The sequence below is a fragment of the Serratia sp. CY29653 genome, from assembly GCF_052169255.1.
Lineage (GTDB): Bacteria > Pseudomonadota > Gammaproteobacteria > Enterobacterales > Enterobacteriaceae > Serratia > Serratia sarumanii.
In genome coordinates this window covers 47,697-60,013 of sequence record NZ_JBJNLC010000008.1, presented here as the reverse complement: position 1 = coordinate 60,013, position 12,317 = coordinate 47,697, and the positions used below count along the sequence as shown (strand labels likewise).

Annotated in this window: 11 protein-coding genes; 8 read left to right on the top strand and 3 right to left on the bottom strand. The window is 56.8% G+C overall.

Annotated elements, in window-relative coordinates:
• Positions 1–2 precede the first annotated feature (2 nt).
• On the bottom strand, positions 3–1,199 hold the full coding sequence (gene kbl / locus ACJ8HN_RS23490) for a glycine C-acetyltransferase (RefSeq protein WP_004931154.1): 1,197 nt from the start codon (positions 1,197–1,199) through the stop codon (positions 3–5).
• Between the two features lie 240 nt (positions 1,200–1,439).
• Between kbl and rfaD the strand changes: the two genes are divergently transcribed.
• The 6 genes from rfaD to ACJ8HN_RS23460 are packed head-to-tail and all read left to right on the top strand — an operon-like array spanning position 1,440 to position 7,804.
• Positions 1,440–2,369 carry an ADP-glyceromanno-heptose 6-epimerase gene (rfaD, locus tag ACJ8HN_RS23485; protein WP_016929696.1) on the top strand — a complete coding sequence of 310 codons (930 nt, stop codon included), beginning with the start codon at positions 1,440–1,442 and terminating at the stop codon, positions 2,367–2,369.
• A gap of 22 nt (positions 2,370–2,391) precedes the next feature.
• A complete protein-coding gene (gene rfaF / locus ACJ8HN_RS23480; RefSeq protein ID WP_033649730.1) occupies positions 2,392–3,438 on the top strand; it encodes an ADP-heptose--LPS heptosyltransferase RfaF in 1,047 nt (348 codons plus the stop codon).
• 2 nt (positions 3,439–3,440) lie between these two features.
• Positions 3,441–4,406, top strand: coding sequence for a lipopolysaccharide heptosyltransferase RfaC (gene rfaC / locus ACJ8HN_RS23475; protein ID WP_089185129.1), 966 nt, complete (start codon positions 3,441–3,443; stop codon positions 4,404–4,406).
• Positions 4,403–5,575, top strand: a complete 1,173-nt coding sequence (locus tag ACJ8HN_RS23470) for a glycosyltransferase (RefSeq protein ID WP_442524029.1) — start codon at positions 4,403–4,405, stop codon at positions 5,573–5,575. Before rfaC ends, ACJ8HN_RS23470 begins: the two co-directional genes overlap by 4 nt.
• A gap of 20 nt (positions 5,576–5,595) precedes the next feature.
• Positions 5,596–6,825: an O-antigen ligase family protein gene (locus ACJ8HN_RS23465; protein WP_442524028.1), complete on the top strand. Its 1,230-nt coding sequence runs from the start codon at positions 5,596–5,598 to the stop codon at positions 6,823–6,825.
• A 4-nt stretch (positions 6,826–6,829) separates the two neighbouring features.
• Entirely contained in the window at positions 6,830–7,804 is a 975-nt protein-coding gene (locus ACJ8HN_RS23460) for a glycosyltransferase family 2 protein (RefSeq protein ID WP_442524027.1), read from the top strand.
• A 36-nt stretch (positions 7,805–7,840) separates the two neighbouring features.
• Here the strand turns inward: ACJ8HN_RS23460 and ACJ8HN_RS23455 are convergent, their stop codons facing one another.
• Together ACJ8HN_RS23455 and ACJ8HN_RS23450 are read right to left on the bottom strand one after the other, a co-directional pair.
• Positions 7,841–8,935, bottom strand: coding sequence for a glycosyltransferase family 9 protein (locus ACJ8HN_RS23455; RefSeq protein WP_060431538.1), 1,095 nt, complete (start codon positions 8,933–8,935; stop codon positions 7,841–7,843).
• Between the two features lie 8 nt (positions 8,936–8,943).
• Positions 8,944–9,900 (bottom strand): polysaccharide deacetylase family protein, encoded by a 957-nt coding sequence (locus ACJ8HN_RS23450; RefSeq protein ID WP_334283104.1) that lies wholly within the window; start codon positions 9,898–9,900, stop codon positions 8,944–8,946.
• Between the two features lie 210 nt (positions 9,901–10,110).
• Between ACJ8HN_RS23450 and rfaQ the strand changes: the two genes are divergently transcribed.
• Both rfaQ and ACJ8HN_RS23440 read left to right on the top strand, forming a co-directional pair.
• Complete coding sequence (gene rfaQ, locus ACJ8HN_RS23445; RefSeq protein WP_197841229.1) at positions 10,111–11,193, top strand: putative lipopolysaccharide heptosyltransferase III; 1,083 nt, start codon at positions 10,111–10,113, stop codon at positions 11,191–11,193.
• On the top strand, positions 11,190–12,317 hold the full coding sequence (locus ACJ8HN_RS23440; RefSeq protein ID WP_151265519.1) for a glycosyltransferase family 4 protein: 1,128 nt from the start codon (positions 11,190–11,192) through the stop codon (positions 12,315–12,317). Before rfaQ ends, ACJ8HN_RS23440 begins: the two co-directional genes overlap by 4 nt.

Genomic DNA, 12,317 nt, shown 5'->3' with positions numbered 1-12,317 from the left:
CCTTATGCAATAACGCCAAGATCCTTACCGATACGTGTAAACGCCGCCACTGCGCGTTCGATTTGCTCCGGGGTGTGGTCGGCAGACATCTGGGTACGGATGCGCGCCTGGCCTTTCGGCACCACCGGATAGAAGAAACCGGTCACATAGATGCCTTCCTTGAGCAACGCATTGGCGAATTCCTGCGCCAGCTTCGCCTCACCCAGCATCACCGGGATGATGGCGTGATCGGCGCCGGCCAACGTGAAGCCGGCGGCGGTCATTTTTTCGCGGAACAGACGCGCGTTGGCCCACAGGCGATCGCGCAGGGCATCGCCCTCTTCCAGCAGTTCCAGCACTTTGATCGACGCGGCGACGATCGCCGGCGCCAGCGAGTTGGAGAACAGGTACGGGCGCGAACGCTGGCGCAGCCACTCCACCACTTCTTTCTTGGCGGCGGTGTAGCCGCCGGACGCGCCGCCCAGCGCTTTGCCTAACGTACCGGTGATGATATCGACGCGGCCCATCACTTCGCAGTATTCATGGGTGCCGCGCCCGTTGGCGCCGACAAAGCCCACCGCGTGAGAGTCATCCACCATCACCAGCGCCTGGTATTCGTCCGCCAGATCGCAAACCCCTTTCAGGTTGGCGATCACGCCGTCCATCGAGAAGACGCCGTCGGTGGCGATCAGAATGTGACGCGCGCCGTCGGCTTTGGCCTGCTTCAGCTGCGCGGCCAGCTCGGTCATGTCGTTATTGGCATAGCGATAGCGCTTGGCCTTGCACAGGCGCACGCCGTCGATGATCGACGCGTGGTTCAGCGCATCGGAGATAATGGCGTCTTCCGGGCCGAGCAGGGTTTCGAACAGCCCGCCGTTGGCGTCGAAGCAAGAGGAGTACAGGATCGCGTCTTCCATGCCCAAAAAGGCCGCCAGTTTCTGTTCCAGCTGCTTGTGGCTGTCCTGGGTGCCGCAGATGAAACGCACCGACGCCATGCCGAAACCGTGGCTGTCCATGCCAGACTTGGCGGCGGCGATCAGCGCCGGGTGGTTGGCCAGGCCCAGGTAGTTATTGGCGCAGAAGTTGATCACATGGCTGCCGTCGGCGACGGCGATATCCGCCTGTTGCGCGGAGGTGATGATGCGTTCTTCCTTGAACAGCCCTTCACTGCGCGTGGCGGCAAGCTGTTGTTCCAACTGCTGATAAAAAGACGCTGACATTCGGTTATCTCCAGGATTGGGCTATTTGCGGCATATTTTACTGATTTGTAACCAAACTGACGAGAATGCGCGGGAGAGAATATTAAAATTGCAGCAGATATCACGGCAAACGGCGGACTTCAATGGCAATGCGGGATATTCGGAGCCCTTCCGCTGTTTGCCGCGGCATGAAATGCTATTATAACCGCCATTGAGCGTGGGGCATTGTGCCCCGCCAGGCAGCTTAGCAGGGGTAACCCAATGATTATCGTCACAGGCGGCGCCGGCATGATCGGCAGCAACATCATTAAGGCACTGAACGACAAGGGATATCGCGATATCCTGGTGGTGGATAACCTGAAAGACGGCACCAAGTTCGTCAACCTGGTCGATCTGGACATCGCCGACTATATCGATAAAGAAGACTTTATCGCCAGCATCGTGGCCGGCGACGATCTGGGCGATATCGAAGCGGTCTTCCACGAAGGCGCCTGCTCCGCGACCACCGAGTGGGACGGCAAGTACATGATGGACAATAACTATCAGTACTCCAAAGACCTGCTGCACTACTGCCTGGATCGCGAAATCCCGTTCCTGTACGCCTCCTCCGCCGCCACTTACGGCGGCCGCGAAGAGTTCATCGAAGAGCGTGAGTATGAAGCGCCGCTCAACGTGTACGGCTACTCCAAATTCCTGTTCGATCAGTACGTGCGCGAGATCCTGCCGGAAGCGGACTCGCAGATCTGCGGCTTCCGCTACTTCAACGTTTACGGCCCGCGCGAAGGCCACAAAGGCAGCATGGCCAGCGTCGCCTTCCACCTGAATACCCAGATCAACCGCGGCGAAAACCCGAAACTGTTCGCCGGCAGCGAAAACTTCAAGCGTGACTTCATTTACGTCGGCGACGTGGCGGCGGTTAACCTGTGGTTCTGGGAAACCGGCAAATCCGGCATCTTCAACTGCGGCACCGGCCGGGCGGAAACCTTCCAGGCGGTGGCCGACGCGGTGGTGGACTTCCACCAGAAGGGCGCGGTGGAATACATCGAGTTCCCGGAGAAGCTGAAGGGCCGCTATCAGGCGTACACCCAGGCCGATCTGACCAAGCTGCGCGCCGCCGGCTACGACGCACCGTTCAAAACGGTCGCCGAAGGGGTGAAAGAGTATATGGCCTGGTTGAACCGCACCGCATAAGCTGAAGGAATTAACGCTGGGTATGAAAATACTGGTTATCGGCCCTTCTTGGGTTGGCGACATGATGATGTCGCAAAGTCTCTATCGCACCCTGAAGGCCGAATACCCGTCGGCGGAGATCGATGTGATGGCGCCGGCCTGGTGCCGCCCGCTGCTGGCGCGCATGCCGGAAGTCAATCAGGCGCTGGCGATGCCGCTGGGCCACGGCGCGCTGGGGCTCGGTGAACGCCGCCGCCTGGGGCGCGCCCTGCGCGCCAACCGTTACGATCGCGCTTACGTTCTACCCAACTCGTTCAAATCCGCGCTGGTGCCCTTCTTCGCCGATATCCCGCAGCGCACCGGCTGGCGGGGCGAAATGCGTTACGGCCTGCTGAACGACGTCCGCGTGCTCGACAAGGCGGCCTTCCCGCTGATGGTGCAACGCTACGTGGCGCTGGCCTATGACAAAGGCCGCATTCAGCGCGCCGACGATCTGCCGCAGCCGCTGCTGTGGCCACAGCTGCAGGTGAGCGACGAAGAGATCGCCGACACCACCGCAGCCTTCAACCTGACCGACAGCCGGCCGATCGTCGGCTTCTGCCCGGGCGCGGAGTTCGGCCCCGCCAAACGCTGGCCGCACTATCACTACGCGACGCTGGCTCAGCGGCTGATCGAGAACGGCTATCAGATCGCGCTGTTCGGCTCGGCGAAAGATCACGAAGCCGGCGAACAGATCCGCGCCGCGCTGCAGGAAGACGCCCGCGATTTCTGCCTTAACCTGGCCGGAAAAACCCAGCTGGAGCAGGCGGTGATCCTGATCGCGGCCTGCCGGGCGGTGGTCAGCAACGACTCCGGTTTAATGCACGTTGCCGCAGCGTTGAACAAACCGCTGATAGCCTTGTACGGCCCAAGCAGCCCCGACTTCACGCCGCCGCTCTCCGACAAGGCGCGGGTAATTCGCCTGATCAGCGGCTACCACAAGGTGCGTAAGGGCGATGCCGAGCAGGGATACCACCAAAGTTTGATCGATATTCAGCCGCAGCAAGTGTTGGACGCGCTGACGCCGTTACTTGTCGCCAGCGAGGAATAATCATGCAGGTGTTAATTGTAAAAACCTCCTCGATGGGGGACGTGCTGCATACACTGCCCGCCCTGACCGACGCGCTGCAGGCCATTCCCGATATCCGCTTCGACTGGGTGGTGGAAGAAGGCTTCAGCCAAATCCCCACCTGGCACCCGGCGGTAGATCGCGTGATCCCGGTGGCCATTCGCCGCTGGCGAAAAAATTGGTTCGGCAACGACACTCGGCAACAGCGCTGCGACTTCAAACGCGCGCTGCAAGAACGCCGTTACGACGTGGTGATCGACGCGCAGGGCCTGATCAAAAGCGCCGCGCTAATCACGCGCATCGCCAAAGGCGACAAACATGGCCCGGACTGCAAGAGCGCGCGCGAACCGTTCGCCAGCTGGTTCTACAATGTGCGCCATGAGATAGACAAGCAGCAGCACGCGGTGGAGCGCACGCGCGAACTGTTCGCCAAAAGCCTTGGCTACGACAAGCCAGGCAGCTACGGCGATTACGCCATCGCCGCACGCTTTCTCAGCCGCCCGCCGGCCGATGCCGGGCAGTATTTGGTGTTTTTGCACGCGACAACCCGTGACGATAAGCATTGGCCGGAGCAAAACTGGCGTGAGCTGATCTCACTGACGGCGGACAGCGGGCTGAAGATCAAACTGCCGTGGGGCGCAGAGCATGAACATCAGCGCGCGTTGCGCTTGGCGGAAGGTTTTTCACATGTCGAAGTGCTGCCGAAGCTCAGCCTGCAGCAGGTGGCCGAGGTGCTGGCCGGCGCCAGGGGCGTGGTCTCGGTCGACACCGGGCTCAGCCATTTGACCGCCGCGCTCGACAAACCGAACATCACGCTGTTCGGGCCGACCGATCCCGGCCTGATCGGCGGCTACGGGCAAAATCAGCACTCGTTGATTTCGCCGGAAAAAAGCATGGCGACAATCGACGCCGATACGGCATGGCAGGCGTTGCAAAAGGTTATAGCATGAAAAAACTGCACATTATCAACCTGGGTAAAATGGGCGGCGTCGAACGCCTGTTCCTGCAGTACATCAACGATACCACCGACGGCAGCAACCAGGTCTTGTGCATCAGCGGCGACATTGGCGAAGAAATCCGCCGCCAGTTGCCTGCGCATCAGCCCGTCACCTTCGCCAACCGCCTGATCAATGCGCTGCCGTTGCGCTGCCCGCAGTTCCTGCGCAAATTTTTGCTGAAGTGGAAAATCGAGCGGGCGAACGCCGACGTGGTGATCGTCTGGGACCTGGTGCCGGGGCTGGTGGCCAAACCCAAGCGCGGCAAGCTGGTTTACTACGATCACGGCTGCTCCTGGCGTTACCCCAAGAATAAAAAGACGCTGCGTTTCTTCGCCATGCTGGACGGCGTCATTTCCGCCTCACACGCGTCGAAGCGGGTGATGGAGCAGCGCTTTAATCTGCCTTGCCCAAATCACGTGGTGATCAACCGCATCAAAACGCCGACGGGAATCGACACTGCGCCGAAAACCCTGTCGCAGCCGGTCAGGATCGGCACTGCCTCACGCCTGGTCAGCCTGAAAGGCATCAGCGTGTCATTATTGATGATGCAGGAACTGCTGCGGCGCGGGCATGACGTCACGCTGGAAGTGGCCGGCAAAGGGCCGGATCGCGCGGCGTTCGAGGCGCTGGCGGCCCGGCTACAGCTCGGCGATCGCGTTACCTTCAGCGGTTATCAGGATGACGTCGCCGGCTTCTTCAATCGCACGCACATCTACATGAGCACGCCGATCACCGAGCCGTTCGGCTTGTCCTGCATGGAATCGCTCTATTTCGGCGTGCCGGTCATCTTCCCGCAGGTCGACGGCCAGCCGGAAGCGGTGAAAGACGGGGTCTGCGGCATTGGCCTGACGCCGTCGGTCACCATCGAACAACACCGGCAGCTCACCGATATCGAGGTCGACTTCCCGCATGAGGTCTACGATCCGTTGACCGACAGCCTGGTCGCGCCCAAGCTGCTGTCGCATATCGATTGTGCGGATGCCTTTGAGAAATTGCTGGAGCGAGAAACCTACCAGACTCTGAGCCGAAATGCGCAGCGCTATCCTGCGGAACATTTTAACTATGCTCAGTTCAAAGTTGAATTCGACGACACGCTGCGATCACTCACTACATCTAATTAATTACTTCGGAACCCCAATTCATGCTGAAAGAAAAAATACCTCATCCAGCATTCAGTTATCTTATTTATTTAGGGTGTGCAATTGCATTCTGCACCACACCATTTGACTCCCATACCGGGAAAAATATATTTTACATATCCAGCTACATCGCTTTCATAGCATTCATAATGAATGTGAAATTTTATACAAAAAACTATAAAAATCTCATTCTTCCTATGCTTTTCTTCATTATTGGCATGGCAAGCGTACTCTGGACTGCCTACTTTAAGCAACCTGGTGATTATATAAACATATACCGCTCCTATACTTCATCAGGTAAATTGCAAATTGCAACGGCGTTTATTCTTTTGATTTCACTCAATGAACGGCTAGACATCAAAAAGTATCTTTCCTGCATTATTCTTCTTTGTGGCCTGGCAGTAAACGCTTATGCTATTTATCAAGGAGTTTTGCTAGGAGCAGAGCGCGTAGAGCTTAACTTTGATCGCTCTACTGCCGCTGCCTATATCATCACTGCGGTAAATTTAGTCGTCATGTATACTATCATGATTATGAATAATCGATACCGCCTGTATATCTACGCCATCGCTTTCTTGCTAACACTCTCTTCTATCATTCTGACGGGCACACGTGCGGCGATAATAATTTACCCTATAACTTTAGGCATCTCACTCCTAATTAATAAAGAGTCGATGACAAAGAAAAATAAATTTAACTTGTCATTAATTCTGATCGCAATATTCGCTATTTGCAGCTTCATCTTTAAAGGAGAAATAGAGCAGCGCATTCATGCTTTCCAGACTGATCTACAGATGGCATCTCAGCCAGAAAGAGAAAACTCAATAACATCAAGAATTTCAATGCAAGAGTCAGGTATAAATGCCGGTATGAGTGCGCCACTTGGCCAATCAGCAGAACAACGAGCAAGAGAGATCCTCTCATATGTCGCTCAAAAACCTCTGCTAGCGGGTGTATTGCCTTATTTAACCGTGCATATGCATAACGAAATTATCGAAACATTCTCTATTAAAGGAATGTGGGGGGTCATAATATTACTGGCCCTTTACATTGGATTATTTTACTGTTCCTTCAGACCTATTCGTAATCCAATGTTGTTATCAATATCTATCGCTCTTTTTGCCTATGGGTGCAGCGATGTCGTCTTCTTCAGTAGTGAAGTGACCATTGTTTTCTGTCTTGTTATAATACTTAGCGTGATTCTTGTTAGAAGCCCGATAAAGCAGGTATGAGTATATGACACAGCCCCCTTATTTACTCAGCATTATCATTGCATTATATAACAATGAGAATTTCATTATAGACTGTCTGCAGTCTTTGCTTCCTCAGTTAGACAATGATATTGAGGTGATCATCGTTGATGACGGCTCTACAGATTTATCTGAAAAAAAAGTGCAGAATTTTATTAAGGGGATCGACAACTTCAAATTTATTCATCAAGAAAATCATGGTGTTGCCCATGCAAAGAATACTGGATTGCACAATGCACAGGGCCAGTATGTCACTTTTCTCGACAGCGACGATCTCATTAGTCGTCAATATATTCAAATACTTAGACCAATTTTACAATCTGAGCAATATGATATTATTGACTTCAATTATAAGAAGTTTTGTACATCGCCCCCTGAAGAGCTGACATTGATTAACGTCATCCCCCAAAATTATGCCGTCGAAGCACAAGGTATTTATGCCTTAGAGAAGGTATTTGAAAAATCATTGTGGCACTTGGTGACTCGGATTTTCAGGCGCGCCACAGTTCATGGAGAACGTCTTGAAGACGGCAGGCGCTATGAAGACGTGATTTTCACGCCTTTTCAGTATTTCAAAACCCGCCGCATCGCCCATCTGGACTGCGAGCTCTATTTCTATCGGGATAACAGCCAAGGCATCACTCGCAATATCAAACCCAAAGATATTGAAGATCTGCTGTTCGCCATGGAGAAGATGCTGCGTTTTGTGGCGCAGCATCCCGGGGATGAGCCACTGCGCCGGTTGGCCGCCCTGATGCTGGCCAACTGCTTTTCCGAGGTGAAAAGCATGTCGAAGGCGGTGTACGGCTATTATCATTACGCGCCGGCAACGCTGCACATCCTGCGCCGCGCCGCCGACGTCTGCCGCAACAGCGACGTGCCGGGCAAAAAAGTCCGCCAGATGCGCTATGCGCGAGTGGATACCTTTCTTTCTAAGCTGCGCAGGCGCAGGCAGCACTAACCGCATCGGCCGGGCGGCCGATGGGTCGTCTCGCCTTTAGCGCGCTAAAGGCACGTGTGCGACCAGCTCATCATAAATCCGCTGCGGCTGGATGACCCCCATCGGGCTTTCCGCCTCCAGCGGCATCGTATAACCGGTACGCGACACCTGAATGATGCGGTGCAGTTCAGCATCCTGAATCGGGCCGGTGGAGCGTGAGTCGGCGGTCACGAACAGGCTGATGGTTTTCACCTTCAACGCCACCGCCAGGTGCAGCGGCCCGGTATCGCCGGTGACCAGAACATGGAAACTGTCGATCAACGTCAGCAAGCCTTGCAGCCCCGTTTTACCGATCTGGTTATCCACGCAGGCCTGCGTTTGCGGGCCGATCAGGCTCATAAACTGTTTGGCCTTGCCGTCGTCAAACGGTGCGCCAATCAGCACGATGCGTACATTAGGGTGCTTCGCCACCAGCTCATCGGCCAGCCGCGCATAGTGCGAAACCGGCCAGCAACGCGACTCCGTAGATGCCCCCAATTGAAAACCGATGGTGGGATGCTCGCTGCTTTTGACGCCGCGCTGATAATCCACGGGAATTTCCATCGTCGGATCGTCGCTGCGGCAGCCCAAAATGGAAATCAGCTCCAGCTTGCGGCGCACGAAGTGGCCGTAATAATGGAAGATATAGTTGGTCAGCCAAGGCTCCAGCCCGCAAATGCCCGAGCTGTAGTTATCCCTGATAATGTACTTCGCCCCGGCCAGTACGGCGCTGATGATGTCATAAGGCAGGTGGGAGTGCAGGATCAGCGCCAAATCCGGCTGATGTTCGCGCAGCGATTTCAGCAACGGGCGGATCGTCTTGATCTTGCTGTCCCAATACACCACGCGATCGTAATAGCGGCCGTTTTCCACCAGCTCGCGGTTTTTCTTGTGCACCACCAGCGTGATGTGTGCGTTGGGGTAGCGTTCCCGCATCGCCCTCAATGCCGGCGTGTTGAACATGAAGTCGCCCAACGCCGTGGTGGAATAGATGACGATATTGTCAAACTGCTGGGCGCCGTCGAACGTCGTCTTATCCTGAAAACGACCGTACTTCGCCGTATAGCGCCGCAAGAACCAGTCGGCAACCTTGATTTTCCATTTTTTCGACATGTGCGTGCTTAATTCGCTTTAAGTTGATAATACTCGGCCAGCGTCATGCCCACCGTGCGCTGCTGGAGCCAGTCAAACAGCTGTTCCAGATCGCGGTACAGCACTTCGATATCCTGCTCGGTTTTGAACGTCGGGCTGCCGCCCGGCATAAACTCGGAGGAGTGCAGCATAAATTCGACGTAGTCATGCCCCTGCGCCAGCGACGCTTCAGCCACCCCTATCATCTTGGCCACGTTGCCGCCACTTGGCCGCAGCCAGTTGACGGACGGCGAACGCCGCTTGCCGCGCAGCCGATCATAACCTTGCTTGAACGCGTTCATCAGCGCCGAGTGCTTGTACTGAATGCTCATCGGCACTTCCAGCAGCGCCGAAGCGCCCGGTTTGGCAATGTTCTGCGGATCGATGAAATAGGCCTGCGACGGGAACCGGCTGTAATCGGTGCCGCCGTTGCCATGCGGATTGCCCGGCGAAAACTGCCAGTTGACGCGCGGCGTCACCGAGCAGTCGACCTGATAGCCATACTCCAGCAGCAGCGAGGCATAATATTCGTTGAACGCCCAGCGGCCGGCGCGATGGCTGAGCATTTTGGTCTGGAAGGCATCTTCCAGCAGCTTGGTCATGTGATCGACCTTGGCGCGGATCTGATCGGCGGGATACTCGATCAAATACGGTTTGTAGCGCCAGTCGTCGTCGGTGAGCGGCGTTAGCGGCGGGCTGTTCCAGGCGTGCAGGTGCATGCCGACTTCACCCGCGCCGCGGGCGATCACGTCGCGCGCGAACTCGACGTAAGCCGGATCCATCGCCATTTCATAGTTGGTGAGATAAACCGGTTTGAAGGCGTATTTTTCGCACAATGCCTGAAAGCGCGGCAAGAAACGCGTGTTTTCGGTCGCGATGCGATCGTGGTTTTGCCACAGATTATCGCCTTCGGTATCAATGGTGATGAGAAACGCCGGTTTAGTCATGAATATCGAGCCTGATATCAACAGAATGCACTATGTTACGCAGCCCGTTTCGCCAGGGCAAACGACTTTGCTGCCTGGTTTGGACAACATTGAAACGCATTCGTCCCCGGCTCGGCGATTTTTTTGCGGCCCGGCAAGAAAACCTTGCAACAGTAGCCACATGCGATCGGGTCATTTAGAATCAAAGATTGGTTTCCCAGAAAGCGACTCATGATGAACGACGCGCCAGCCCCAACTTCCGCCCCATCCGTACAGCGTATTTTGATCATAAAACTGCGCCATCACGGCGATATGCTGCTGGTCACGCCGGTCATCAGCAGCCTGCGGCAAAACTACCCGCAGGCGCAGATCGATGTGCTGCTGTATCAGGAAACGCAGGAGATGCTGGCCAGTAATCCGGAACTGTCGACGCTGTTCGCCATCGACCGCCAATGGAAAAAACAGGGCGCCCGCGCGCATCTGGGGCACGAACTGGCGCTGCTGCGCCGCCTGAAGGCGCAGCGCTACGATCTGGTGGTCAACCTGGCCGATCAGTGGCGCAGCGCCATCCTCACGCGCCTGACCGGCGCGCGCATCCGTCTGGGCTTCGATTTCCCTAAACGCCGCGGCTTCCTGTGGCGCCACTGCCACACGCAGCTGGTGCCGGTCGACAATCATGCCCGCCTGCATACCGTCGAACAAAACCTCTCGCTGCTGGCGCCGCTGAACCTGCCCGCGCTCAGTGATCATGTGACCATGAGTTACGATCCGCAGGATTGGCAGGCATGTGAGCAACGGTTACAGAAACAGGGCGTCACCGGCAGTTATATTGTGGTGCAGCCCACCTCGCGCTGGTTCTTCAAATGCTGGAGCGAAGAGAAAATGGCCGCCACCCTCACCGCCTTGCAGGCCGACGGCCACCAGCTGGTGATCACCTCCGGCCCCGACGCCAGAGAACAAGCCATGGTAGAGCGCATTTTGGCGCTCTGCCCGCCGCAGGGCGTGATTTCGTTAGCCGGCCAGCTGACGCTGCGCCAACTGGCCGCCCTGATCGACCACGCCAAGCTGTTTATCGGCGTGGATTCGGTGCCGATGCACATGGCCGCCGCGCTGCACACGCCGTGCGTAGCGTTGTTCGGCCCTTCCAAGCTGACTTTCTGGCGGCCGTGGCAGGCTACCGGCGCCGTGATCTGGGCCGGCGACTTCGGCGAACTACCCGATCCGGACGCCATCGATACCGGCACCGACGAACGGTATCTCGACCTTATTCCTACAGACGCGGTGATTGCAGCCGCGCGGAGCACGCTGGCATGAAAGCATTTCGTTTGGCGATCGTTCGCCAAAAATACCGCCCGGACGGCGGAGCCGAACGTTTCGTTTCCCGCGCCCTGGAGGCGCTGGAGCAACAGGATCTCGATCTGAACGTCATCACCCGCGAATGGCAGGGTGACGCCAATCCCAACTGGCATATCCACCTGTGCAACCCGCTAAAACTCGGCCGCATCAGCCGCGAGCGAGGCTTCGCCGTGGCGGCCAGGGCGCTGTGGCAGAAAGAGCATTTTGATCTGGTGCAAAGCCACGAGCGCATTCCCGGCTGCGACATCTACCGCGCCGGCGACGGCGTACACCGCCGCTGGCTGCTGCAACGCGCGCGTCTGCTGCCGGAATGGCGCCGCAAATGGCTGTTCTCCAACCGTTATCACCGCTATGTGATGTGCGCCGAACGCGCCATGTATGCCGCACCGGAGCTGAAAGCCGTCATCTGCAACGCCGAGATGATCAAGCAGGAAATCATCGCGGACTTTGGCGTGCCCGCCGACAAAATCACGGTGATCTATAACGCCATCGATAATCAAAAGTTCCCGCCCGCCGACGAGGCCCTGCGCCAACGTCTGCGCGAGCAGTATCAGATCCCGCAACAGGCGCACTGCCTGATCTTCGTCGGTTCCGGCTTTGAGCGCAAAGGGCTGGCCGCCGCCATCCGCGCCGTGGCAGCGACCGACAGCCACCTGTTGGTGGTCGGTAAAGACAAGGCCGAAAAACGCTACCGGGCGCTGGCGCAGTCGCTGGGCTGCGGCGATCGGGTTCACTTTATGGGCGTGCAGAAGCAGACCTTGCCGTTCTATCAGGCCGCAGATGCGCTGCTGCTGCCGACGCTGTACGATCCGTTCCCGAATGTGATTCTGGAAGCGATGTCGTGCGGCCTGCCGGTTATCACCAGCACCACCTGCGGCGGCGCCGAGTTTATCACCCCCGGCCAGAACGGCTTCGTGACCGACGCGCTCGACGTACCGGCCATCGCGGAGGCCATTCGGGCGCTGCCGCGCCAGGCGCTGGGATCATCCATGGGCGAAGCGGCAAGATTGCGTATTATGCCGGCTACGCCGGCGCATCTGTCCGAACAGCTTATTTCCCTCTATAACCGGTTACTGGATTAG